The 23978-nt window shown below is 72.2% G+C and carries 23 protein-coding genes, 1 pseudogene and 1 riboswitch; of the genes and pseudogenes, 9 read left to right on the top strand and 15 right to left on the bottom strand.

What is annotated here, in order from left to right:
* Positions 1-39: 39 nt before the first annotated feature.
* A complete protein-coding gene (locus tag ACZ45E_RS25100) occupies positions 40-1800 on the bottom strand; it encodes a discoidin domain-containing protein (protein WP_468224228.1) in 1761 nt (586 codons plus the stop codon).
* Positions 1801-1904: 104 nt separating this feature from the next.
* The gene (locus ACZ45E_RS25095) at positions 1905-2999 is read right to left on the bottom strand and encodes a DUF1996 domain-containing protein (protein WP_468224226.1); all 1095 of its coding nucleotides are present in this window, start codon (positions 2997-2999) and stop codon (positions 1905-1907) included.
* Between the two features lie 294 nt (positions 3000-3293).
* Between ACZ45E_RS25095 and ACZ45E_RS25090 the strand changes: the two genes are divergently transcribed.
* Complete coding sequence (locus ACZ45E_RS25090) at positions 3294-3878, top strand: histidine phosphatase family protein (RefSeq protein WP_468224224.1); 585 nt, start codon at positions 3294-3296, stop codon at positions 3876-3878.
* Between the two features lie 244 nt (positions 3879-4122).
* On the opposite strand, the gene ACZ45E_RS25085 is transcribed toward ACZ45E_RS25090, so the two are convergent.
* From ACZ45E_RS25085 to ACZ45E_RS25045, 9 genes are all read right to left on the bottom strand, one after another.
* Entirely contained in the window at positions 4123-4881 is a 759-nt protein-coding gene (locus tag ACZ45E_RS25085) for a CbtA family protein (RefSeq protein WP_468224222.1), read from the bottom strand.
* A 22-nt stretch (positions 4882-4903) separates the two neighbouring features.
* Positions 4904-5125, bottom strand: coding sequence for a CbtB domain-containing protein (locus ACZ45E_RS25080; RefSeq protein WP_468224220.1), 222 nt, complete (start codon positions 5123-5125; stop codon positions 4904-4906).
* 230 nt (positions 5126-5355) lie between these two features.
* Positions 5356-6414, bottom strand: coding sequence for an enoyl-CoA hydratase/isomerase family protein (locus ACZ45E_RS25075; RefSeq protein ID WP_468224218.1), 1059 nt, complete (start codon positions 6412-6414; stop codon positions 5356-5358).
* A 150-nt stretch (positions 6415-6564) separates the two neighbouring features.
* On the bottom strand, positions 6565-7644 hold the full coding sequence (locus ACZ45E_RS25070) for an ABC transporter ATP-binding protein (RefSeq protein ID WP_468224216.1): 1080 nt from the start codon (positions 7642-7644) through the stop codon (positions 6565-6567).
* On the bottom strand, positions 7641-8486 hold the full coding sequence (gene modB, locus ACZ45E_RS25065) for a molybdate ABC transporter permease subunit (protein WP_468224213.1): 846 nt from the start codon (positions 8484-8486) through the stop codon (positions 7641-7643). Before modB ends, ACZ45E_RS25070 begins: the two co-directional genes overlap by 4 nt.
* Complete coding sequence (gene modA, locus ACZ45E_RS25060; RefSeq protein WP_468224210.1) at positions 8483-9304, bottom strand: molybdate ABC transporter substrate-binding protein; 822 nt, start codon at positions 9302-9304, stop codon at positions 8483-8485. The genes modB and modA overlap by 4 nt, the downstream gene beginning before the upstream one ends.
* A gap of 306 nt (positions 9305-9610) precedes the next feature.
* Complete coding sequence (locus ACZ45E_RS25055; protein ID WP_468224208.1) at positions 9611-10006, bottom strand: TOBE domain-containing protein; 396 nt, start codon at positions 10004-10006, stop codon at positions 9611-9613.
* Between the two features lie 47 nt (positions 10007-10053).
* Positions 10054-10677 (bottom strand): hypothetical protein, encoded by a 624-nt coding sequence (locus tag ACZ45E_RS25050; RefSeq protein ID WP_468224205.1) that lies wholly within the window; start codon positions 10675-10677, stop codon positions 10054-10056.
* A gap of 103 nt (positions 10678-10780) precedes the next feature.
* Positions 10781-11875: a baeRF3 domain-containing protein gene (locus tag ACZ45E_RS25045; protein ID WP_468224203.1), complete on the bottom strand. Its 1095-nt coding sequence runs from the start codon at positions 11873-11875 to the stop codon at positions 10781-10783.
* 168 nt (positions 11876-12043) lie between these two features.
* On the opposite strand from ACZ45E_RS25045, the gene ACZ45E_RS25040 reads away from it, so the two are divergent.
* Both ACZ45E_RS25040 and ACZ45E_RS25035 read left to right on the top strand, forming a co-directional pair.
* Positions 12044-13483, top strand: a complete 1440-nt coding sequence (locus tag ACZ45E_RS25040) for a basic amino acid/polyamine antiporter (RefSeq protein WP_468224201.1) — start codon at positions 12044-12046, stop codon at positions 13481-13483.
* Between the two features lie 34 nt (positions 13484-13517).
* Positions 13518-14780 carry an arginine deiminase gene (locus ACZ45E_RS25035; RefSeq protein WP_468224199.1) on the top strand — a complete coding sequence of 421 codons (1263 nt, stop codon included), beginning with the start codon at positions 13518-13520 and terminating at the stop codon, positions 14778-14780.
* Positions 14781-14787: 7 nt separating this feature from the next.
* Here the strand turns inward: ACZ45E_RS25035 and ACZ45E_RS25030 are convergent.
* Positions 14788-15142: pseudogene (locus ACZ45E_RS25030) on the bottom strand (nucleotidyltransferase domain-containing protein).
* A gap of 110 nt (positions 15143-15252) precedes the next feature.
* Positions 15253-15455, top strand: a riboswitch (cobalamin riboswitch).
* A 35-nt stretch (positions 15456-15490) separates the two neighbouring features.
* On the opposite strand from ACZ45E_RS25030, the gene ACZ45E_RS25025 reads away from it, so the two are divergent.
* Genes ACZ45E_RS25025 through ACZ45E_RS25015 form a run of 3 tightly spaced genes read left to right on the top strand, consistent with a single transcriptional unit; the run spans position 15491 to position 18341 of the window.
* Entirely contained in the window at positions 15491-16546 is a 1056-nt protein-coding gene (locus tag ACZ45E_RS25025) for an ABC transporter substrate-binding protein (RefSeq protein ID WP_468224196.1), read from the top strand.
* On the top strand, positions 16543-17559 hold the full coding sequence (locus tag ACZ45E_RS25020; RefSeq protein WP_468224195.1) for a FecCD family ABC transporter permease: 1017 nt from the start codon (positions 16543-16545) through the stop codon (positions 17557-17559). The genes ACZ45E_RS25025 and ACZ45E_RS25020 overlap by 4 nt, the downstream gene beginning before the upstream one ends.
* Positions 17556-18341: an ABC transporter ATP-binding protein gene (locus tag ACZ45E_RS25015; protein ID WP_468224192.1), complete on the top strand. Its 786-nt coding sequence runs from the start codon at positions 17556-17558 to the stop codon at positions 18339-18341. The genes ACZ45E_RS25020 and ACZ45E_RS25015 overlap by 4 nt, the downstream gene beginning before the upstream one ends.
* Before the next feature lie 11 nt (positions 18342-18352).
* Here ACZ45E_RS25015 and ACZ45E_RS25010 read toward each other — a convergent pair whose 3' ends face one another.
* Positions 18353-18973, bottom strand: coding sequence for an L-threonylcarbamoyladenylate synthase (locus ACZ45E_RS25010; RefSeq protein WP_468224191.1), 621 nt, complete (start codon positions 18971-18973; stop codon positions 18353-18355).
* Positions 18974-19132: 159 nt separating this feature from the next.
* On the opposite strand from ACZ45E_RS25010, the gene ACZ45E_RS25005 reads away from it, so the two are divergent.
* Complete coding sequence (locus ACZ45E_RS25005; protein ID WP_468224189.1) at positions 19133-20278, top strand: hypothetical protein; 1146 nt, start codon at positions 19133-19135, stop codon at positions 20276-20278.
* A 36-nt stretch (positions 20279-20314) separates the two neighbouring features.
* On the opposite strand, the gene ACZ45E_RS25000 is transcribed toward ACZ45E_RS25005, so the two are convergent.
* On the bottom strand, positions 20315-20677 hold the full coding sequence (locus ACZ45E_RS25000; protein WP_468224186.1) for a hypothetical protein: 363 nt from the start codon (positions 20675-20677) through the stop codon (positions 20315-20317).
* Positions 20678-20752: 75 nt separating this feature from the next.
* Between ACZ45E_RS25000 and ACZ45E_RS24995 the strand changes: the two genes are divergently transcribed.
* Complete coding sequence (locus ACZ45E_RS24995; RefSeq protein ID WP_468224184.1) at positions 20753-21109, top strand: DUF779 domain-containing protein; 357 nt, start codon at positions 20753-20755, stop codon at positions 21107-21109.
* A 38-nt stretch (positions 21110-21147) separates the two neighbouring features.
* Entirely contained in the window at positions 21148-22380 is a 1233-nt protein-coding gene (locus tag ACZ45E_RS24990; RefSeq protein WP_468224181.1) for a phosphodiester glycosidase family protein, read from the top strand.
* Here ACZ45E_RS24990 and ACZ45E_RS24985 read toward each other — a convergent pair.
* Positions 22377-23957, bottom strand: a complete 1581-nt coding sequence (locus tag ACZ45E_RS24985; RefSeq protein WP_468224179.1) for a hypothetical protein — start codon at positions 23955-23957, stop codon at positions 22377-22379. The two genes, ACZ45E_RS24990 and ACZ45E_RS24985, sit on opposite strands and share 4 nt — an antisense overlap.
* Between the last annotated feature and the right edge of the window lie 21 nt (positions 23958-23978).

Below are 23978 nucleotides of genomic sequence, written 5' to 3'. Positions count from 1 at the left end.
GTAGAGCGCTCTCTCCCCTGTCGTTCTACCGGATGTCGGTCAGCTGTAGATGCCGAACTCGTAGAGGGAGTAGCCGTATCCGGTGCCGCGGCCGGTGCCGTTGACACGGACGTAGCGGCCGGTGCCGGAGACGTCGAAGTCGTCGACGCCGCCGTTGCCGTCGCTCACCTGGCGGACGGTCGTCCAGTTCTGTCCGTCGTCCGAGGTCTGGACCGTGTACGCCTTGGCGTACGAGGTCTCCCAGTTGAGCTGCACGTGCTTGAACGACCGGCGGGACCCGAGGTCGACCCGGAGCCACTGCGGGTCGCTCCAGTCGCTGGCCCAGCGGGTGTCGTTCTTGCCGTCGACGGCGTTCGCCGCGGTGCACGGGCAGTCGCCGTAGTCGGTGGTCTGCTGCGAGGAGGCGGTGGCCGGTTTGCCGAGCGCGATGTTCGTCCCGGTGACGGGCGGCGGCACGACGCGCACCGAACGGGTCTCGACGCCGACGTTCCCCTTGCCGTCGGTGGCCTTGACGTAGATCTTCCAGACGCCGGGCCTGTCCGGCGCGGTCACCTTGAGCTGGCCCGAGCCCAGGTCGGTGACCTGCATCGGCACGAGCTGCTTGCCCTGGTCGATGTAGTTGCTGTTGCTCAGCACCTGGTAGGAGAGCTGGTCGCCGTCGGGGTCGGTGGCCTTGGTGGCGATGACGAGGTCGCGTCCCGCGGGCACGTTCGTGGCGCCGCCCTCGATGTCCAGCTGCGAGATGACCGGCGGGGTGTTGTCCCGTGAGGTGTCGGCCCCGTACGCCTTCTTCACGGCGTAGTACGACAGCCGCTTCTCGCCGGCGGGCAGCAGGTTGAACCAGATGCCGCCGAAGTCGTACTCGGTGCCGTAGTGGAACATAGTGGCGCCCAGGGCGACACCCTTGTGCCCCGTGATACAGCCCCAGGCCCTGGTGTAACCCTCGGCCTTGGCCTGGTCGGTGGGTTCCTGCGGCACCCCGTTGGCATCGTCCGGCACCTCCCACTCCCCCGCGGGCCCGGTCTCGGTGATGATGTAGGGCTTGGTGTAACCCCCTTGCTGCCACGCCGACTTGACGTCGCAGACCGCCTTGTAGGAGTTGACGGCATATAGGTCGAGGTCGGGGGCGTTCTTCTTGTAGTAGGGCCAGGCGCCGACCCAGGCGTCGGTGGAGGTGACCGGGTGGTTCGGGTCGACGGCGTGGATCTTCTTGGTGACGTCGTTGACGAAGGTGATGTAGGCGTCGCGCTGCTTCTCCAGCTCGTCGCCGCTGTAGCAGTTCTGCAGGCCGAGGACGGACTCGTTGCCGACGTTCCACATCAGGACACCCGGGTTGTCCTTGTACGTGGCGGCCCACTTGGGGAACTCGGCGAGCATCTGGTTCTTGTACGTGGTGTCCGTCAGGTAGTTCACGCAGCCACCGCTGCCGGGGCCGCCGCCGGGCTGGAGCCAGAAACCGGCGATGACCTTGATGCCGTTCGCCGCCGCGGAGTCGAACAGCGGCTTGCTGGAGGCGTCGGTGCCCCAGGTGCGGATGGTGTTGACGCCCATGGACCGCAGGTCCGGCAGGTATCTCCCCGCGTCGGCGACGGACGGGCCCCAGGTCAGGCCCTTGACGTGGTACGGGGCGCCGTTGACCTGGAGCTGCCAGTTGCCCTGCGACCCGGTCACTTTGACCACGTCGCCCGCGGCGTGCGCGTGCTGGGCGGGCAGGGCGAGGAAGCCGGCCGCGAGTACGCCCGCGGTGAGGGGGACGGCCAGGCGGTGCGATCTCCGGTGGATGGTGCGGGTGCTGCGCATGGGGTGCCTCCGGCGGCGGGGGTCCGAGGGGGGAAGGGGCGGTGGGGGAAGGGGCGGCGGCCGGTCGGGGCGGCCGCCGCCCCGGGTCTGTCGTGGACGCGGGATCAGGGCAGCTCGTAGTGGTCGTTGAGCGCCGCGCCCTTCTCGGGGTGGTTCTGGTCGTAGCCGCGCGGGTCGCACTGGAGGCCGCCGACGACGCAGTGGTCCACCATCGCCTTCAGCGTCCGGTCGTCCCAGGCGTTGAAGAAGTCGTAGTGGAAGGAGTAGCCCCGGCCGCTGGACAGCCGCAGTTTCGACAGGTCACCGTTGACGGGGAACGCCATCTTGAACTCGATCATCGGCAGCGCGACGGGGTGGTCGGCCGGGCACATGTTGTCGTTCGTGCCCGGCTTCACCACGGTGTAGGCCATGTGGCTCTTGTGATCGGGCGTGTCCAGGTACTTGCCGTCCCAGCAACTCGGCGCCTGGAAGCGGATGTTGACCTGGGTGTCCTGGCTCGTGGGGCAGCTCTTGGGGAAGTCGACGTTGAAGTAGCTCGTGCCGCACTCCCAGCCCTCCACGAAGCCCGGGTGGTCGCGGAACTCCTGCGCGCTCTGCATCGGGCTGCCGACGACGAACCGCAGCCCCTTGGGGAAGGGTCGCACGCTGGTGTAGTCGGTGACACCGGCCTTGTAGTAGATGGTCTGCTCGCCGACCGGGAGCACCGGCTTGTCACCGTTGAGCATGGTGGGCATCCAGTAGCCGGACTTGTCGCCGGGCGCGAGGCACTTGGTGGCGCCGCTGTCGAGCGATCCGGTGGTGCTGTTCGCGTCGGTCGTGGTGTTGCCCATGAACGTGTGGTCGTGGGACTTGCCGGCCTGGCCCGGGTAGACGATGGGGTCGTCGGGCTTGGTGTGGGTGACGGAACAGTGCGCCTGGAACTCGTGGAAGTAGGCGGGCGGCGGCACCTTCGTGGACGGTTCCACGCCGGTGACCGGCGGGTTCGCGGGTATGTAGCCGTCGCCGTCCGCGTCCTCCGCAGCCGGCACGGTGGACGCGGCCATCGCGTGGCCCTGGTGCGCGGCGGCGGGCGCGGTCGCCTGCCGCGCGGGCGCCTCGGCGGCCCCGGCGGTGAGGGCGACGCCGCCCACACCCATCGTGGTCAGTACGAGCGCGCCGGATATCAGCAGCCCTGAGACGAGTTTCGATCTCCGTGCCATGGAGACCTCCTGCCATGTCGGTACGGCGTGTGGTGGGGGGTGGGCGGCGGCACAGAAGCGTCGCCGCCCGTGGGACAGGTCGTGCGCGGAACCTGAGAGAGCGCTCTCTCGCCGGGGAGTGTTCTCGCTCTGACGTGGCAGTGTCAAGAGAAAGTGAACGCCCTGTTTCACGCGACGGCACCCGCCCAGCCCGGTTCGGGAGCGATCGGAGACCCCGCCAAGTGCCGTACTGCCCAGGTCGGTTGAGGAATGGGAGAGCGCTCCCGCGCTGGGGTCTCGCTAGTCTGATGTTCTATGAACCAGACCAGTCGAGTCCTCCTTGTGACGCCCGCGCTGAGCGTGGCGCAGCGCCGGGCCGCTTTCGACGACGGCGGCCCGCTCGACCCCGTGGGCGCCGCACAGGCCCGCGCGGCGGCCGGTGCGCTGCCCGTCGGCGCGCGCGTGCTGGTGTCGCCCAGTCCACGCTGCGAGGAGACCGCCGGTGCGCTGGGGATCCCTGTCCCGTCGATCCGTCCCGCGCCTGCGGGGATCGACGCCGGGCGCTGGCGCGGCCGGACGCTGGACGAGGTGGGCGCGGCGGAGCCCGAGGCGCTGGGGCGCTGGCTCACCGAGCCGGAGACCGCGGCGCCCGGCGGGGAGTCGGTGGCGCAGGCGTGCGCGCGGGTCGCGCGGTGGCTGTCCGAGCTTGAGCCGGGCCCGGGGCGCCTGGTTGCGGTGGTGGAACCGGATGTGGTGCGGGCGGCGGTCGTCCACGCGGTGGGGGCGCCCCCGAGCGCGTTCTGGCGGCTGGACGTGGCACCGCTGACGGTCACGGAACTCAGCGGGCGCCTCGGGCGCTGGAATGTCGGGCTCGGCCGGCCGCTGGGCGCGCTCTCCTGAGCCGGTCGACGGGGCCGGTGCGCGACGCGTATACGAAACGTCGGGCGTGGCGTGTGGACACGAGAGGTAGGCCGTGGCGGGTGGCCGACCGCGCTCCCGCTGCGGTCGGCCACGTCCGGGTGGCATCACGGCCGCGAACGCGCCGCGTCCGTGTACGTCCCCGGCGTGGCACGCCGGGGTCCTGTTGCGACGACGCGTAAAGGCCCGCGGATGGTTCCGCGGGCCTTTACTGCGGCGGGCCGGATCACTGTCCGGCCGGTACCGCCCGACCCGGTGCGACGACGGTCCGCGGCCGCAGCAGCCGCTCGGCCAACTCGCCGAAGAGCAGGCCGAACCCGCCCCACAGCACGATCTGCATGGCGAGGGCGGAGAGCCTGAAACGCCAGAGCAGGGTGGCCGGGAAGTGCTCCGGCACGTCGTTGACCACGGGCAGGAGCGCGAAGGCGAGTCCGGTCACGGCGGCGAAGGCGAGTACGGCGAGGACGGTGGCGTACCACGTGCCGGTCCTCGGGGCGAGGCGCCTGCCCAGGATCGTGGCGCCCACGGCGAGGAGCACGCTGAGCACCGTCATCAGGAAGTACAGGGTGGTCCGCTTGCCGATGGTGTCGGGGTTGCCGACGGCGGGCGGGTTGGCCGGGTACTTCAGGAACGGGACGACGTACACGGCGAGCAGCGCGCAGAGCGACAGCAGCAGCGCCGTGGCGCGCGGGCCGAAGCGGCCCACCCGGCCCAGGGCGAAGCAGTAGGCGAGTGCGGCGATGCCACCGAAGGAGACCCCGTAGACGAGGACTCCGGTGGCGAGGCCGGCGGTGGACTGCAGGCTGCGCGAGACGAGTTCGACCTCGTCCCCGTGGGAGTGGCCGGCGTGGCCCTCCTCGAAGCCGATGGCGCTGTCGACGCTCGGCTCGCCGAGGAAGTAGGCGACGATCAGGGCGAGCACGCCGGCCGCCAGGCCGGCGAGCATGCCCCGAACGAGCAGGTTGCGTACGGTTGTCGAGTTCATGAGCTGCGCGGTCGTCCTCTGGTCAGTGGCAGGGGAAGCCGAGCAGGTGGCGGGCGTCGTGCACCCATTCATGGACTCCGGCGCCGCTGAACACGGACGTGGCGCCCTGTTCCGCGCCGACGAAGTACAACAGGACCAGCATCAGGACGCCGAAGAAGGCAGCCCAGGGGGCGATCGCCTTCAGCGGCAGTGCGGCGGGTACGGCAGGGGTGGTGGCAGTCGGCTGGGCGACGTGCTGCGCCATGGCAGGCTCCTCGGGAGTTCGCGTCCCATCTCGGTGGTGCACAGGACGACAGCCACGGGTCTGACTCACGAACGGCCCCCTCGGGCCGCTCGCACACAGTGGCGCGACCGTGCCGGATTTCCACCGGCTTCCGTCGTGCCGTCGTCGATACGCACTGAAGGTACCGCGTGGCGCGTGCATGGCCAAGACGGTCTCGGCCCGGGTGGACTCGTCCTCGACCGCGCGCGCCTCTACAACTGCCTCGCGCCGAGACCGAGTTCGTGTTCGCCGAGCGGTGCGAAGTGGCGTTCGACGTCGGCTTCGGTGACCTCGGCGAGGGTGCGCGGTGACCAGCGTGGCCTGCGGTCCTTGTCGATGACCTGGGCGCGGACGCCTTCGACGAGGTCCGGGTCGCGCAGCGCGGCGCGGGAGACGCGGTACTCCTGGTCCAGCACGCTCTCCAGGGTGCCGAGCCGGCGGGCCCGGCGCATCGCGGCCAGTGTGACCTTCACGGCGGTGGGCGATCTGGTGAGCAAGGTCTCGGCCGTCTCCTTGGCCGCGGGGTCGCCGTGGTCGAGGAGTCGGGCGAGGATCTCCTCGACCGTGTCGGCGGCGAAACAGGCGTCGGTCCAGGGGCGTTGGGATGCCAGCACGCCCTGGGGCGCGGGGTGCGCGTGGCGCGCGAGGACGTCCAGGACCGGTTCCGCCGCCAGGTCGGCCAGGAGTGCGGGCAGCGCCGCGGAGGGGACGTAGTGGTCGGCGAGTCCGCACAGCAGGGCGTCACCGGCGCCGATGTGCTCGCCGGTCAGGGCGAGGCGGGTGCCCGTCTCGCCGGGGACGCGGGCGAGCAGGTGGGTTCCGCCGACGTCGGGCACGAAGCCGATGCCGGTCTCCGGCATGGCGATCCGCGAGCGTTCGGTGACGATCCGCACGTCGCCGTGGGCGGAGACGCCGACGCCGCCGCCCATCACGATGCCGTCCATCACGGCGACGTAGGGCTTGGGGTAGCGGGCGATGCGGGCGTTGAGGTGGTACTCGTCGCGCCAGAAGCCGGCCGAGGCCGTGCCGTCGCCGTCCCGCGCGTCGTCGTGGATGGCGCGGATGTCGCCGCCCGCGCACAGTCCGCGCTCTCCGGCGCCGCTGATGACGACGGTCCCCACGGTGTCGTCGTGTTCCCACGAGGCCAGCGCCCGGTCGATGCGGAGCACCATGTCGTGGTCGAGGGCGTTGAGGGCGCGCGGCCGGTTGAGGACGAGGTGGGCGGCGCGTCCTTCCCTGCGGACGAGAACGGGGGGCTCGTCGCCGGTCATCGGAGTGCCTCCGTCGGGGCTGGGCCCACCGGGGTCACGAGGTCGTGCATGAGCGCGTCGTCTCCTTCCGGGGCGACGGGCCCCGCGGGGCCCGGACGATCTTCTCGGTGCCATCCTCCCCGATCGCCCCGCGGGTCGTGCGGCGGCCCGTCAGGCGGGGTAGGCGTGGGTCTGGGCCGCCTTGACCGTCGCCCACACCGTGGCGCCGGGGTGCAGGTCGAGCTCGGCGGCGGCGACCGTGGTGAGGTCGGCGGCGAGCGGGAGTTCACCGGTGAGGGCCGCGCGGATCTGATCGCCGTGGGTCTCCATGCCGCTCACCTCGCAGCGCCACAGGTTGCGGGCGCTGGAACCGCTGGGCCGCTCGCCGTGCAGGGTCACCGCTCCCGGGGAGAAGGCGACGAAGACGGGGCCGGTGAGGTCCTCGGTGGTGGTGATCGCGGGACCGTGGTCGTCGACGCGGACGGTGTGGCCGTCGGCGCGGCCCCGGTACAGGTTGAGGCCGACGAGTCGGGCGATGTAGTCGGTGCGGGGCCGCCGGGCGATGTCCCCGGGGGCGCCCTGCTGGACGATGCGCCCGTTCTCCACGACGACGAGGCGGTCCGCCAGCACCATGGCATCCAGCGGGTCATGCGTGACCAGGACGGCCACGGCCTCGAACTCGGCGAGGTGACGCCGGAGTTGGGCCCGTACGTCGAGGCGGGTGCGGGCGTCGAGGGCGGCGAGGGGCTCGTCGAGGAGGAGCAGGCGCGGCCGGGTGGCCAGGGCGCGGGCGAGGGCGACGCGCTGGGCCTGGCCGCCGGAGAGGCGGCGCGGCTTGGACCCGGCGTGGGCGGCCAGGCCCATCCGGTCGAGCCAGGCGGCGGCCTCGGCGCGGGCCTCTGTCCGGGACCTGCCACGGCAGCGCGGGCCGAAGGCGACGTTGTCCAGGGCGCTCAGGTGCGGGAAGAGCAGATAGTCCTGGAAGACGACCCCGACGGGGCGGGACTCGGGCGGGGTGGCGTCCAATGCGGCACCGTCCAGGCGCAGGTGGCCCGCGTCGAGCGGGGTGAGGCCCGCGAGGGCGCGCAGCGCGGTGGTCTTCCCGGCGCCGTTCGGGCCGAGGAGGGCGACGACGTCGCCGGGAGCGGCGCTCAGCGTGACGTCGAGGCGGAAGGTGCCGCGGTCGACGACGAGACGGGCGTCGAGTCCCGCGCCGGAGCCGGTCGTGGTGGTGGCCGGGGTGGCGGTCATGAGGCGGTCGTCCAGCGGTCGCGCAGGCCCGCGAGGACCGTGATGGACACGGCGAGCAGGACCAGGCTGAGGGCGATGGCCGCGGCCGGGTCGCTCTGCATGGCGAGGTAGACGGCGAGCGGCATGGTCTGGGTGCGGCCGGGGAAGTTGCCGGCGAAGGTGATGGTCGCGCCGAACTCGCCGAGCGCCCGCGCCCAGGCGAGGACAGATCCCGCGGCGACGCCGGGGGCGATCAGCGGCAGTGTCACCCGGCGGAACGCGGTGAAGCGGGAGGCGCCGAGCGTCGTCGCCGCCTCCTCGTAGCGCGGGTCGGCGGCGCGCAGGGTGCCTTCGACGCTGATGACGAGGAACGGCATGGCGACGAACGCCTCGGCGACGATCACTCCGGTCGTGGTGAACGGCAGGGTGAGGCCGAACCATTGGTCCAGGTACGTGCCGACGATGCCGTTGCGGCCGAGCGCCGTCAGGAGGGCCACGCCGCCGACCACCGGTGGCAGCACGAGCGGCAGCGTCACCAGGGCCCGGACGAGGCCGCGGCCGCGGAACTCCGTGCGGGCCAGCAGCCAGGCGAGCGGCACCCCGAGCACCAGGCTCACCAGCGTCGCCGATGTGGCGCACACCAGGGAGAGTTGGAGCGCCTGCCACACCTCGGTGCTGCTCAGCTGGGACGGCAGCTCCCGCCACGGGGCGCGGACGAGCAGGGCGAGCAGCGGCACCACGAGGAACGCCAGCCCCAGCAGGGCGGGCAGCAGCAGGGGCAGCGGTGCGGCGCGGGTGTGGCGGCGGCGCGGCCGGTCCTCGCGGGTCCCGGCCGCGGTGTCCCGCTCGTCGAGCCGGGTCACGGCGTGCGGAATCCGGCCCCGGTCAGGACCTTCTGGCCGTCGGCGGAGCGCACCAGCTCGATGAACGCCTTCGCCGCGGCGGCGTTGGGCGCGTTCTTGAGCAGGGCGATCGGGTAGTCGTTGATGGCGTCGGCCGATTCGGGGAACTCCACGCCCTCCACCTTGTCACCTGCCGCCTTCACATCGGTCTTGTAGACGACGGCGGCGTCTGCCTCCTTCAGCTCCACCTTCGTCAGGGCGCTCTTGACGTCCTGCTCGTACGAGGCCGGGGTGAGCTTCAACCCACCGGCGTCCAGCGCCTTCTGGACCGCGGCGCCGCACGGCACGCTCTTGTCGCACAGCACGACCTTCAGGCCGGACTTGGTGAGGTCCTTGAGGGAGGCCACCTTGTCGGGGTTGCCCGGCAGAGTGGCGATCTCCAGCTGGTTGCGGACGAAGGTGCTCGGCTCTCCGGCCGCGTCGCCCTTGTCCGTGACGGTCTGCATCGTCTTGGGGCTGGCGGCGGCGAACACGTCGGCCGGCGCGCCGCCGGTGATGCCCGCGGCGAGGGTGTCGCTGCCGCCGAAGCTGAAGGTGACCTTGGTGTCGGGGTGCGCCTTCTCGAACTGCTTGCCCAGCGTCGTGAAGCTCTCCTTGAGGGAGGCCGCGGCGAAGACGGTCACCGTACCGGACAGCTTCTTGTCCGCCGACGCGGAGGAGCCCGCGGACGAACCGGAGTCGGAGTCGGACGAGCCGCAGGCGCTCACGGTCAGCAGCGCGGCGGTGCCGAGCCCGGCCACGGACAGCATCCGGCGGGTCCGGCGCGCGGAACGGGTCATCACGGGTCCACTCCCTTGGTTCCTGGGCGTTCGACGTGGGCGGCGGTCGAAGGATTGCGTGGATCATACTGCCGCATCTGCGAGGCGTAAGTCTCCTGTCACATCGCATGAGCGGAGATCGCACGGCTTGGACATACGCATGTGCGGGGGTACGCGCGGACCCCGCGGGTGCAGTCCTGCGGAGGGGATGCCCCGTGAGCCGGTCGCCGCATCAGCGGAATGCAGGAGTGTCAGCGGGATCAGTGGGATCAGTGGGATCGGCGCGATCCCGCCGGCCCGGACGGGGGCTACGTCTCGCGGCCGCGGTCAGACGCGGTCGATGTGCACGTTGGTCGACTTGACGCGGGCGGTGGCCTCCATGCCGACCTCCAGGCCGAGCTCCTCCACGGCCTCGCGGGTCAGCAGCGACACCAGCCGGTGCGGTCCGGCCTGGATCTCGACCTGGGCGGCCACGTCACCGAGTTTGACGGCGGTGACGATGCCGGGGAACACGTTGCGGACCGAGGTGTACGACACGTCGTCCTCGCCGCCGGCGCCCTTGGCGAGCTCCACGGAGAACGCGGCCAGGTCCTTGCCCTCGATGAGCCGCCGCCCGCTGTCGTCGCGGTGGGTGAGGACCTTGCCCGCGTCGGCCCAGCGCCGCGCGGTGTCCGGGCTCACTCCGAGCAGCCGCGCCGCCTGGCCGATTGTGTAGGACTGCATGGATCACAAGATAGCGACCGGGCCCGCGCCCCGTCCCACCAGCACCGTCAGTACCGCTGCGCCTTGGCGATCTTCGCGGTGAGGTGCGGCTGCGGCGGCTTGGAGCTGATGGCCAGCGGCTGGGCGCGGTCGCCCGCCTTCAGGTCCTTCGCGCCGACGACCGTGGTCTCGACGACCTTGCCGTCGGAGTCGCTGAAGTCGACCCGCACCGCGAACGAGGCGGTCGTGTCCGTCCTGTTGGTGATGTGGACGACGAGGGCACGCACGTTGTCGGTCTGCGAGAGCGGCTTGCCGGTCAGGGAGACGTCCTTGATGGCGTTGCCCCGGCCGTCGACGCCGTCCAGCTGTTTGGTGAACTCCTGCCGGTCGCGCTCCACGTCGGCGGCGACCGACGCCTCGAAGTCGTGGGCCCGCTGTGACGCCGACTCGGCCGCCGCGGAGGCCGACTTCCTGGCCTCGGCCTTCTTCGACGCGGCGCCGGAGGCCATCGAGGACGGCGGCTCGCCGGAGAACTTCGACGAGTTCGCGGCGGTGGGCCGGGGGCTGGCACCGGTACCGCTGTCGTTGTCGTCGTCGCCGCAGGCCGCGAGCGTCAGCGCGCCGGTGAGCGCGCACACGGCCAGGAGGAGCGGCCCGCGCCGGGGACGTCCGGACGCCTTGGCTGCACTCATGGTGGGGGTTCCTCTCTCAGAGCCCGGATCTCCTCGCCGCTGCCGCGGCCGTGCCGGTGCGGCGGTCGTGCCGGTGCGGCGGTCGTACCGGTGCGGCGGTCGGTCAGAAGCGCAGTACGGCGGCCAGGTGTCCGGCGTCCGCCAGTGTTCCGTCGGGGACGAAGACGACCTGCGCGCCCGTCTCCAGAGCCGATTCGACGATCTCGTCGACGATGTCGTGGATCGCGTCCAGGTCGTCGTCCTCTGCCGGTTCGAGGTGCCCCTCCCCCGCGCGTACGGTGACGCGGTAGTTCTCCTCGACGACGAGCCGGTGGATACGGCCGTCGGAGGCCTTCTGCCAGACCTCGTCCACACCGGCCGCGTACGCGTTGCCGCCGCGCGCCCGGTCGAGCTCCGCGAGCGCGTCGGCGACCACCCGCTCGGCGGCGTCGGCGCGGGCCGGGGCGACGGCCCGCGCGACGGCGTCCGGCGCGGCCTGGGCGAGTCCGCCGACCGCCACCTGGACCGCGCCGTGCGCGGCGGTCCCGGCCTCGCCGAACAGGGCGAGCGCGGCCGGGTCCCCGGTGACGTAGAGCGTGCGGGGCCGGGCGGCGAGGACGTCGGCGAGCGCGGTGTCGGCGTCGCGGAAGAACTGGCGGGTCTGCTCGTCGCTGAACGTGCTGGGCAGGTCCCCGATGCGTTCCTTGCGTTCGGAGTCCGGGGCTTCGAGGCTGCGGGTGCGCGGGAACCCGTGGGAGGTGTCCTCGGTGACGCGTTCGCCCCGGCCGTCCCAGAGGGTGATCCGGTCGGCGGCCACGGCGAGGACCCAGTACGGGCTCCGTGCGGCGTCGGCGGCGACGAGGTTGCGGGTGAGGAAGGTGTCCGCGACCACGACGCGCTCGGGCACGCTCCGGTCGACGGCCCACACCTGGTGCTCGCCGGGCGCCGCGAAGACGATGAGGCCGTCCCTGGCGTGGGCGAGGTCGGTCTCGGCCACCGCCGCCTCCAGCTGCGCCACCACGTCGTCGCGGCGCTCCCTGGTCACACCGGGGTCGGCGTCGAGCTGCCGCGCCGCCTCGTGGACGAGGTTGCCGAGGCGGACGGGGTCCTGCGCGTTCTCCGGCCGCTTCCGGTGGGTCGGCATCGCCAGCGACACCGCGGGATAGGGCCGCGGTTCGCGGAGCTCTCGCAGGATCGCCGGGTTCAACGTGGAGTGCATGGCCTCAGTGCCCTTCTGTCGCGACGCCTCCCATGCTGCCCACAAGTGGGCATTTCTGGCTATTCGGCTGCGGATAAAAGGTGCGACACGGGAGCAAGCTGGATGAAACTGTTGCCTCGGCATCCCATGACGCCCGCGCCCGTACGCAGCCAGACAGAGGGGGACCATATGGAGCAGTCCGTCGAGAGGAGTGCTCCCACCGCCAAGATGTCGGTCTTCACCCTGACCACGATGGTCATCGGCTCCATGGTCGGCGCCGGGGTCTTCTCGCTCCCGCGCCGCTTCGCCGAGGAGACCGGGGTGGCGGGCGCGCTCATCGCCTGGGCGATCGCCGGGGCCGGCATGCTGACGCTCGCCCTCGTCTTCCAGTCCCTGGCCGTGCGCCGCCCGGATCTGGACGCGGGTGTGTACGCGTACGCGAAGGCCGGGTTCGGTGAGTACCTGGGCTTCTTCTCGGCGTTCGGCTACTGGGCCAGCGCCTGCGTCGGCAACGTGACGTACTGGGTCCTCATCATGTCCACGGTGGGCGCGATCTGGCCGGCCCTCGGCGAGGGCGACACGGCGCTCGCGGTGGTGCTCTCATCGGCCGGGCTGTGGGCGTTCTTCCTGATGATCAGACGTGGCGTGAAGGAGGCCGCGGCGATCAACAAGATCGTCACCGTGGCGAAGATCGTGCCGATCCTGGTCTTCGTCGTCCTGGCCCTCGTCTTCTTCGACCCCTCGGTCTTCGCGGAGAACTGGGGCGGCGCGGACTACGCCGGATCCCTCTTCGGCCAGGTCCGCGGCACCATGCTGGCCACCGTCTTCGTCTTCCTCGGCGTGGAGGGCGCGAGCGTCTACTCCCGGCACGCCAGGAAGCGCTCGGACGTCGGCCGGGCCACGATCCTCGGCTTCCTCAGCGTCTTCGCCGTCTTCGCCTCGGTCGTCGTCGTGTCGTACGGGATCCTGCCGATGGGCGAGATCGCCGGGCTGCGCCAGCCGTCCATGGCGGGTGTCCTCGAGGAGGCCGTCGGCACCTGGGGCAAGGTGTTCATCAGCGTCGGTCTGATCGTCTCCGTGCTCGGTGCCTACCTGGCCTGGACGCTGATGGCCGCCGAGGTGCTGTTCGTCGCCGCCAAGGACGACGACATGCCGCGCTTCCTGCGGCGCTCCACCGCCGCGGACGTCCCCGTGCCCGCGCTGCTCATGACGACCGTACTCACCCAGGTGGTCCTGGTCGTCACCGCGTTCTCGGACGACGCGTTCAACTTCGCGCTCGACCTGACCAGCGCCCTCTCCCTGATCCCGTACCTGCTGGCGGCCGGGTTCGCCGTGCGCATCGGGGCCCGGGCCGACCGGCGCACGGAGGGTGGGCGCACCTCGACGCGCGAGCTGACCGTCGCGGCCGTCGCCACGCTCTACACGGCGTTCATGCTGTACGCCGCCGGGCTGAAGTTCGTCCTCGTCTCCTTCGTCTTCTACGCCCCGGCCACGATCCTGTTCGTCATGGCCCGCAGGGAGCAGGGCAGACGCCTGTTCTCCCCGCGCGAACGCGTCGTTCTCGCCGTCTCCGTCATCGGCGCCGTGCTCGGCGTCGCCGCCCTGGCCGCCGGCTGGATCAGCCTGTGAGACCCGTCATCCCGTCAAGCCCCGGAGGCTCCCCGTGACCGACCACGACTCCCCCGCGTCCGCCGCGTACGGCGTCCACTCCGAGGTGGGCCGGCTGCGCAAGGTCCTCGTCTGCGCGCCGGGACTCGCGCACCGCAGGCTCACCCCGACCAACTCGGCCGACCTGCTCTTCGACGACGTGATGTGGGTGGAGAACGCCCAGCGCGACCACGCCGACTTCGTCGCCGAGCTGCGGCGGCGCGGCATCGACGTGGTCGAGCTGCACGACCTGCTCGCGCAGACCATGGCGATCCCGGAGGCGAAGTCCTGGCTCCTGGACCGCAAGATCGTCGCCAATCAGGTGGGGGTGGGACTCATCGACGACACCCGCGCCTTCCTGGAGACGCTGGAGCCGCGGCGGCTCGCCGAGTTCCTCATCGGCGGTCTCGCCACCACCGACCTGCCCGACGAGTACCGCTCCGCGTACGTGTCGATGGCGCGCGAGTCGACCGGCGTACGCGAGTACCTGGTGCCGCCGCTGCCCAACACGCTCTACACCCGCGACACCACCTGCTGGCTCTACGGCGGCCTCACGCTCAACCCGCTGTACTGGCCCGCGCGGCACGACGAGACGCTGCTGATGAAGGCGGTCTACCGGTTCCACCCGGACTTCACCGGCTCGACGGTGTGGTGGGGCGACCCCGAACTCGCCTGGGGCCAGGCCACGTTCGAGGGCGGTGACATCATGCCCGTCGGCAACGGAGTGGTCCTGATGGGCATGAGCGAGCGCACCTCGCGGCAGGCCATCACCCAGGTCGCGGCCGCGCTGTTCGCGGCGGGCGCGGCCGAGCACGTCATCGTCGCCGGGATGCCGAGGCTGCGCTCGGCGATGCACCTGGACACCGTCTTCACGTTCGCCGACCGGGACATCGTGACGCTCTACCCGCGGATCATGGACTCGGTGCACACGTTCTCCCTGCGCCCGAGCGACAGGGCGCCCGGCCTGCACATCACCGACGAGGGGTCGACGCCCTTCGTCGACGTCGTCGCGAAGGGGCTCGGGCTGCCAGGACTCCGGGTGATCGAGACCGGCGGTGACGTGTACGCGTCCGAGCGCCAGCAGTGGGACAGCGGCAACAACGCGGTCGCCCTGGAGCCGGGGGTCGTCGTCACCTACGACCGCAACACCCAGACCAACGCGCTGCTGCGTAAGGCGGGTATCGAGGTCGTCACCATCGTCGGCGCCGAACTCGGCCGCGGCCGGGGCGGCGGTCACTGCATGACGTGCCCCATCATCCGTGAGCCCGTGGCCTTCTGACGGGCGGTCAGGAGCGGGTGGCGGTCCCGAAGGCGTGGCGCAACCGCGCCATGTCGTGCCGGTCGCGGTCGGCGGGCTCGTGCCCCTGGTGGAAACGGACCTGCTGCTCGGCGGAGAGGCAGGGCACGCGCTCCCCCGCGACCGTACCGGTGACGAAGGCGTCCGCCGGGTACGTGAACGGCCGCTGCGGATCGAAGGACGCCTGCCGGGCGGAGCCGTCGGCGGCATCAGGTCGAGATCGCGGTGCTCCCGGCTCTCCGAGCCGATCTGGGCGTCGATGCCCCAGCCGCCCCCGATCCACACGTCCACCCCGGCTGCCGCAGCAGGGCGAGGACGGCCCGCACGTCGTCCGCTGTCATCATCCGACGCAGGGTAGGGGCCCACGCCAGGAGCGGCGAACGATTTATCCCCGCCGCGCGGCGCGCCACCCCCTGACCTGCCGGTACCGCCCGTCAGCGGCTGGTCACGCCCGTGATACGTTCCGGAGGCCAGTCGTACCTTTGTGCGTTCTCGAACGCGTACGGGTCAGGGAATCCGGTGGAAGTCCGGAGCTGACGCGCAGCGGTGAGGGGGACGGGCGGAGCCACTGCCACTGAGCCGGGTACCGGTTCGGGAAGGCGCTTCGTCCGGACGATCCCGAGTCCGAAGACCTGCTGGCGGCCTCCGGGACCGACACCCGGCCGGGGGTGAACCGTAGGCCGGCTCCGCGTATGGGCCCTGGACGAAGAGGAAGTTCCGTGCTGTTCGCACGTCACGTCGCCCGCCTGGCCCCGCTGTTGGCGGGCGCGCTGCTGCTCACGGCATGCGGCGGCGCCGGCACCGCGGACCGCGCGGGCGGCGCCGGGTCCGGCGTCACCCTCGACAACTGCGGCACGCGGGTGCACGTCACGCACGCCCCGCGCCGGGCCGTCGCCCTCGATCAGGGGTCGGCGGAGATCATGCTCTCGCTCGGTCTCGCGGACCGGATGGTGGGGACCGCGACGTGGACCGACCCGGTCCTGGAGGGGCTGGCGAAGGCGAACGCGAAGGTGCCACGGCTCGCCGACCGGTATCCGTCGTTCGAGAAGGTCCTGGACGCCGAGCCGGATCTCGCCACGGCCTCCTTCACGTACACCCTCGGCAAGGGCGGGGTGGCACCGCGCGAGCAGTTCGAGAAGCTCGGCGTGCCCACCTACCTCTCCCCCGCCGACTGCGCCGGCAAGGACAACAGCGGCGATGGCGACGGCGTCCGCAGCAGCGCGCTGTCCATGGACACGGTATACGGCGAGATACGCGATCTGGCGCGGATCTTCGACGTGGCGGAGCGCGGCGAGAAGCTCGTCGCACAGCTCAAGTCCAGGGTGCGGAAGGCCACTTCGGGGATCGACGCCGACGGTGTGAGCGTCCTGTACTGGTTCGCCAACTCCGACTCGCCGTACATGGCGGGCTGTTGCGGCGCCCCTGGCATCGTCACCAGGGAAGTCGGCGTGCGCAACGTCTTCGACGACACGCACGAGGAGTGGCCGCAGATCAACTGGGAGACCGTCGCGGACCGCGATCCCGACGTCCTCGTCATCGGCGACCTGACGCGCCGCTCACAGTCCGCGGAGTCCGCCGCGCAGAAGATCAGGTTCCTGGAGTCCGACCCGGTCACCAGGAACATGACCGCGGTCCGCGAGAAGCGGTACGTGCTGCTGAGCGGCCAGGCGATGAACCCGACGATCCGCACCGTCGACGGTGTGGAGAAGGTGGCCGCGGCGCTGCGCGAGTTCGGTCTCGACAGGTGACCACGGTCCGGCCCGCCCTGTACTGGGCCGCGGCCCTCGCCGCGCTCTGCGCCTCGGTCGCCGTGGCCATCACCATCGGCCCGGCGCACATCCGCGTCGGTGACGTGTGGTCGGCGGTCGGCGCCCGGCTCGGCTGGGGCACCACGGACCTCTCCCCGATCCGCGACGGCATCGTGTGGAACCTGCGGCTGCCGCGCACCCTGCTCGCCGCGGTCTGCGGGGCGGGGCTCGCGGTGTGCGGCACGGTCCTCCAGGCGCTGCTGCGCAACCCCCTCGCCGACCCGTTCGTGCTCGGCGTCTCCTCGGGGGCCTCCACCGGGGCCGTCCTCGTGGTGGTGCTCGGCCTGGGCGGCGGCGCCCTCTCGGTGTCGGGCGGGGCGTTCGTCGGGGCGCTCGTCTCGTTCGCGCTGGTGCTGCTCCTCAGCCACGTGCTGGGCGGCACGACCGACCGGGTGGTGCTGTGCGGGGTCGCCGCGATGCAGCTGTTCTCCTCCCTGACCTCGTTCGTGGTGCTGACGGCGGCCGACGCGGAGACGACGCGCGGCGTCCTGTTCTGGCTGCTGGGCTCGCTCGGCGGGGTCGGCTGGAGCGAGGTGTGGCTGTGCCTGGCGGTGCTGGTGGTGGCGCTGGCCGTCTGCCTCGGGTACGGCCGGACCCTGGACGCGTTCGCCTTCGGACAGGAGGCGGCCGCCGCGCTCGGCGTGCACGTGGCCCGCACCCGGCTCGTCCTGCTCTGCGTGACGGCGCTGCTGACGGCGGCGCTGGTCAGCGCGGCCGGGGCGATCGGCTTCGTCGGGCTCGTGCTGCCGCACGCGGCGCGCGCCCTGGTGGGCCCCGGGCACACCCGGCTGCTGCCGGTCACGGCGCTGGCCGGCGCGGTGTTCCTGGTGTGGGTCGACACACTGGCCCGTACGGTCCTCGAACCGCAGGAGGTTCCGGTGGGGGTGGTGACGTCGCTGATCGGCGTGCCCGCGTTCGTGCTCGTCCTCTTCCGCGGCCGGAGCACCCGATGAGCGCGGGCCTGGCCGCGGACCGGGTGTCCTGGTCGGCCGGGGGCGCCCTGGTCCTGGACGGGGTGAGCCTGACGCCACGGGCCGGCACCGTCACCGGCGTGCTCGGCCCGAACGGCTCGGGCAAGTCGACGCTGCTGCGCCTGCTGGCCGGAGTGCTCGCCCCGGCGTCCGGCGTCGTCACGCTGGACGGGGACCCGCTCGCCGCGGTGCCCCGCAGGGCGGCCGCCCGGCGCATCTCCCTGGTCCACCAACAGGCCGACACCCAGGTCGCGTTGACGGTCGGCGACGTCGTCCGGCTCGGCCGGGTCCCGCACCGGGGGGCCTGGACGCCCGCCTCGGCCAAGGACGAGGCCGCGGTCCTGGCCGCCCTGGAGCGCAGCGGACTCGCGAGCCGGGCACACCGGCTGTGGCACACCCTGTCGGGCGGCGAGCGCCAGCGGGTGCAGATCGCCCGCGCCCTCGCCCAGGAGCCGCGCGAGCTGCTGCTCGACGAGCCCACGAACCACCTGGACATCCAGCACCAGCTGGAGCTCCTCGACCTGATCTCCGGCCTGGAGCTGACCAGCGTCGTCGCCCTGCACGATCTGAACCTCGCGGCCGCCTACTGCGACCAGATCGTGGTCCTGCGCCAGGGCCGGGTGGTGGCGGCCGGCGAACCGGGCGCCGTCCTCACCGAGGAGCTCATCGCCGACGTCTACCGCGTCCGCGCCCACATCACCCGGCCCGGCCCCGGCGAGCGCCCCCACATCCGTTTCCTGGGCACGCTCGCCGGGACTGTGTAGCCGCGTAGTCGCTACTCGAACCGCTCGGCATCGCCCGCGCCGCGGCGGACGATCTCGGCCTCGCCGCCGGAGAAGTCGATGACCGTGGTGGGCTCCGTACCGCAGTCGCCGGAGTCGAGCACGGCGTCCACCACGTGGTCGAGCCGCTCCTTGATCTCCCAGCCCTGGGTGAGCGGCTCGTCCTCGCCGGGCAGCAGCAGGGTGCTGGAGAGCAGCGGCTCACCGAGTTCGGCGAGGAGCGCCTGCGTGACGACGTGGTCGGGGATGCGGACACCGACCGTCTTCTTCTTGGGGTGCTGCAACTGACGCGGCACCTCGCGCGTCGCGGGGAGGATGAACGTGTAGCTGCCGGGCGTGGCCGCCTTGATCGCGCGGAACACGTCGTTGTCGATGTGGACGAACCTGCCGAGCTGGGAGAAGTCCTGGCACACCAGGGTGAAGTGATGTTTGTCGTCGAGTTGCCGGATCGTACGGATCCGCTCGACGCCCTCCCGGTTGCCGAGGCGGCAGCCGAGCGCGTAGCAGGAGTCCGTGGGGTAAGCGATCAGCGCGCTGTCGCGGATGCCGTCGGCGACCGCGCCGATGATGCGCGCTTGCGGGTTCTCGGGATGCACGTCGAAGTACCGGGCCATCCGCCGAGCCTACGGGATCACCGGCCGGAGCCACGGCGTTGCGGGGTGCCGAAAGCCGCGTACACGCGCGACAATCCCGACACCCGCCCACCCTGCCCACTTCCGCCGAGCGGTTCACGCCCCATACTGGTCGTGCCCCGATCACCCACAGAAGACTCCATGGCCAAGAAGAGCAGTTCCCCGACCACCGTCCCCGACACCGCGTGGCTGGGGCGCGGGCGCCATCTCGGCCCCGAGCCCGAGCAGGACGTCCGGCGCAACCTGATCGCCCTCAAGGCGGCCGGGGTGCTCGACGACTTCCTGGACCTCGACCCCGTCGAGGCGGCCCGCTCCACCGTCCTGCACCCGCGCGACGAGACCGCCGACCCCGGCCCCTCGGCCCGCCGTCTGTTCGAAGCGCGCTGGCGCGTGGCCGACGACGTCACGGTGCGCGCACAGCTGACGATGTACGACCCCGACGGGCGCCGCAAGGACGGCGACGGCGTCGGCTGGGTCCTCGCCGCGGAGGCGGAGCAGGTGTGGGACGCGCACTGGCCGTCGCCCGCCACGATGTTCTGGCCGGACAGCGACCGGGTCCCCTGGGACCACTACGCGGTGCCCGGCGTGCGCCTGCGGACGACGAACTACCTGCCCAAGGACGACGACGAGCTGCGCCACCGGCTGCGCGACTGCACCCGGCAGAGCTGGTACGTCCATGTCGTGGTGCACGAGGCGATGACGCCGGACGCGCGGGGGCAGCGGCCCGTCACGACGTTCCTGCCGCCGAGTCTGCGGCACCGGGTGATAGAGCACCGGGCCACGCCGGAGCAGGCGCAGATCGCCGACTTCGCGATGAAGCGGGAGCTGAAGCTGCGGATGCCGCGAGGGGGCGCCGTGGTCCTGCCGGTCGCCCCGCAGGAGCCGGGGTACGACGCGGAGCGCTTCACCGTCCGCAATGTCTTCCTGGACGGCTCCGAGCCGGTGGAGCTGCTGGAGCGGATCAAGGAGTTCGCCGCGCGGCCGCATCCGCTGACCCCGGACGCGGAGCAGGCCCTGACGCGGCTGCGGCAGAGCTGGCACCTGCTGACCCCGGACGAGGAGCTGGCCCACGCCCAGTCCATGGTCACCAGGTACGCCGAGGCGCTCGACGCCATGACGACCTCGCGCGACCTGTACCGGGAGGCGGCCGAGGCCGCGCAGGCGGCGCTGGCCGAGGCCGGTGACGGTCCGCCCCGGCTGCCCGCGCTCGGGCCTGCCAGGGCGGACGGCTCGCCGCTGAGCGCCCTCACGAAGGCGCTCGGCCGCTTCCGGGACCCGAACAAGTAGGGGCGCTCCTGCGCGCACGCGCGGAGCGCCCCCGCCTCACTCCTCCTCCGCCTCCAGGCCCCCCGGGTCGGACATCCGCAGCGCGATCTCCCGCAGCAGCTCGGTGGAGTTGACGTCGGTGCGGCCCTCGTCGTGCACCTTCGCCAGCTGCGTGAAGAGGAACGCGAACGCCTCGACCAGCGACACGCTGGCCGGCATGAGCGCGGCGATGGCCAGCTCCGCGGCCTCCTCGGGATCGGCCCCCGTCGGAATCTCGATCGTCGGGAACACCTCCGACACGAGCCGCCCCAGCTGGGTCAGGTCGTTGTCGAGCTCGTCCCCGTCGTTGAGTCTGCGCACCATCTCCTGCGTCTCGGTCAGCACTCCGATGGCCCGCAGAACGATCTCCCTCTGTTCCATGTGCGGAGCCTATGCGGGCGAGCCGCCCGCGCGTGCAACGTGGTCGCAACGTCCTGTCGTCCTGACTGTCCTGTCATGAGCGATGCACCCCGCGTGGAGCTGACCACCACCGCCGCCGAACTGCTGCGGCGACTGCGCGAGACCCATGGGCCGCTGATGTTCCACCAGTCCGGGGGCTGCTGCGACGGCAGCGCGCCGATGTGCTTCCTGGCGGGCGAGTTCCGCACCGGCGCCGCGGACGTGCTCCTGGAAGAGCTCGCCGTGCCCGGGGTGGCGGAGCCGGTGCCGTTCTGGATGTCGAGGAGTCAGTACGAGGTATGGCGCCATACGCGGCTCATCGTCGATGTCGTCGAGGGGCGCGGCAGCGGGTTCTCCCTCGAGGCGCCGGAGGGCGTACGTTTCCTGATCCGTTCCCGGCTGGTCGGCGCGTAGCCATCGACGGGGCCCCGGTCCTCTGCTGAACTCTTCTGATGCGGACGAGAGTTGGCAAGAGACGCAGGGGACTGCTGGCGACGGTGGCGGTCGTGGGCGCGCTGGCCGGGGTCGGCCTGTCCGGTGCGGCGCCTGCCGGGGCCGCGACGGCGGCCGGGCGGCTGGCGCCGGGCGTGTCGTACGCCGAGTTCGATCTGCCCGCCGCCAGGGGCACCGCCCACGCCCATGTCCTCACCGTCGATCTGCGCAACCCGCGCGTACGCGTGGACCTGCTGCGGCCGGGCGCGGTCGGGGCCCGGGCCACGGTCTCCTCGATGGCCGACGCGACGGGCGCCGTCGGCGGCGTCAACGGGGACTTCTTCAACATCACCGAGACCCAGCACCCGGGGGTCGAGGCGACCGGGGCCGCGGTCGGCCCCGCGGTCGCGAGCGGCCGCGCTCTCAAGGCGGCCGTCCCGGACGGGCAGCGATTCGGGCCGGCCCTGCCGCCGGGCACCTCCACCCGGGACGTGCTCGGCGTGGGCACCGACCGGCGGGCCCGGCTCGACAGCATGGCTCTGGACGGCTCGGTGCGCACGGGCGCGGACCAAGTGGCGCTCGGCGGGCTCAACCAGTACGCGCTGCCCGTCGGTGCGGTCGGCGCGTTCACGCCGGAGTGGGGCAGCGTCTCGCGGGCCCGCGCGGTCTGCGGCACGGACACCCAGCGGGCGGCGCCGTGCAGCACGGACACGTACGAGGTGACGGTGGACCGGGGCCGGGTCGTGGCGACGGCGGAGACGCCCGGCAGCGGTCCGGTGGCGGACGGCACCACCGTGCTGGTGGGTCGGGAGTCCGGCGCGCGGTGGCTGCGGAAGCTGTCCGTGGGCGACCCGGTCCAGGTGCGGCACCGCCTTGTCGCCGCGCACGCGCGCGTGCCGTACCGGTTCGCGGTCGGCGGTTATCCGGTGCTGCGGGGCGGCGCCCCGCTGCCGGGGCTCGACGCGAACACGTCCGCGGTCCGCACGGCCGCGGGGATCGCCGATGACGGACACACCCTGCTTCTGCTGGCCCTGGACGGCGCGCCGGCGTACCGCACGGGCCTGTCCATCGCCGAAGTGGCGGACACCATGCGGTCGCTGGGGGCGCGGGACGCGTTCAGCCTGGACGGCGGCGGCTCCTCGACGCTGGTGGCGCGGGAGCCGGGCGCGCCCTCGGTCACGCTCCTCAACCACCCCACCGACGCCCCCGAGCGGGCCGTCGCCAACGGCATCGGCGTCTACGCGCGAGGCTAGGACCCGTCCCGTACGGCCACCAGCCCGTTGAACACGCCGACGTAGGCCGTGCCGTCGGGGCCGAGCGTCACGGGAGCCCAGTTGTTGTCGTACGCGATCCCCGTTCCGGTGAGGCGCTTCCAGCGGGTCGCGCCGGTGCGGAAGTCGACGGCGGTGAAGTACCAGGCGTCGACCCCGAGGGGGCTCGGCTCCTTCGTGTAGAAGTACAGCAGCCCGTTGGCGGTGGAGAGCTTGGGCACGGTGGACGGGGAGCGTACGCCGCTCTCCCACACCGTGTCGCAGCCGCTGCCGTCGGGGCGTACGTCGACGCGGGTGACGCCGCCGACGACGCTGCGCCCGAAGGTGAGCGAGGTGATGTTCTCGTAGCCGTAGTTGTTCTCGACGACGAGGCTGTCGCCGTACGAGATGAGGCTGTTGTCGGTGGTGGAGGCGGCGGAGCCGAAGACCGGGACGCGGCAGACGAGACGCCGGTCCGCGGGGACGTCTGCGCCGCGCCGGTACACGAGGACGTTCATCCGGTCGTCGGCGTTGTCGGTGATGGCGACGTAGTCGTCCTCCTCGCCGAACAGGTCGGGGGTGGTGCCCGAACCCTGGTTCACCGAGCCGGGTTTGGTGCCGGTGCCGCGGTCGTAGGTCTGCCGCCAGACGATCCTCGGGGTGCCGTCGGCGGCCGCGGTGAAGCTGTACAGGGCGTGGTCGGAGACGATGGAGACGCCGTCCTCGGCGACGGAGAAGGAGTTCTGGATCTCCTCGCCGTCCAGCCGGATCGACCTGATGGCGCCGGTGGCCGCGTCGACGGTGCCGACGCGTCCCTGCCGGGTGACCCACCAGATCCGGCCCGTCCAGTCCGGCATGACGGAGGTGACGGGGTCGCAGACGCCGCTCGGATAGAGGTTCGTCCAGCTCGCGCAGGCGTGCGGGACCTGCCCGGTCAGGTCCCAGTCGTCGGTGACGACGAAGCGCCAGCCGCCGTCCGCGGCCTGCTCGTGGGCGAGGCGGACGATGTGCTGGCGGGAGTCGGCGAGGACGAGGCGGTCCTGGTCGTCGAGGTAGGAGTAGGCGCCGCCCGACGTGTCCTTGAAGATCCTGGAGAAGTCGAGCCGGGTGATGGCCTCGACGGTGGAGGGGCGTTGCGGCAGCGCGTACTCGGCGAGGGTCTCCAGGCTGCGCGGGTCGAGGAGTTTGACGAGGAAGCCGGTGAAGGTGCCGCAGACGGTGACGATGCGGCCGGCCTTGTCGAAGGTGACGGTGGCGCATTCGCCGCCGAGCGCCGCCATCTTCTCGCTGGTGACGTCCGGTGTCCGCCCGAGGGGCCCGCTCCAGGGGTACGTGCCGCTGCCCCAGGCGTCCGCGTGCATCCCGCTGCGCCCGTTGGCGGCGAGGAACGGGTGCTGGGCGGGTGCGCCGCCGGGCACCGGCGCCGGGGTGGCGGGGGCGCCGTCGTACTGCTCGACGAGCCGGTGCCCGGGCGCCTTGGGGATCTCCTCGGCCCAGGCCCCGGGCGGCTGCACGGCGCAGGCGGCCAGGAGCGTCAGGGTCGCGGCCAGGGCCCGGGCGAGGTTTCTTCGCTGCGGCATGCGCCTGAAGCTAGATACCGC

The organism is Streptomyces sp. NPDC030991, from assembly GCF_055571235.1.
This window is presented reverse-complemented; position numbering and strand designations above follow the sequence as displayed.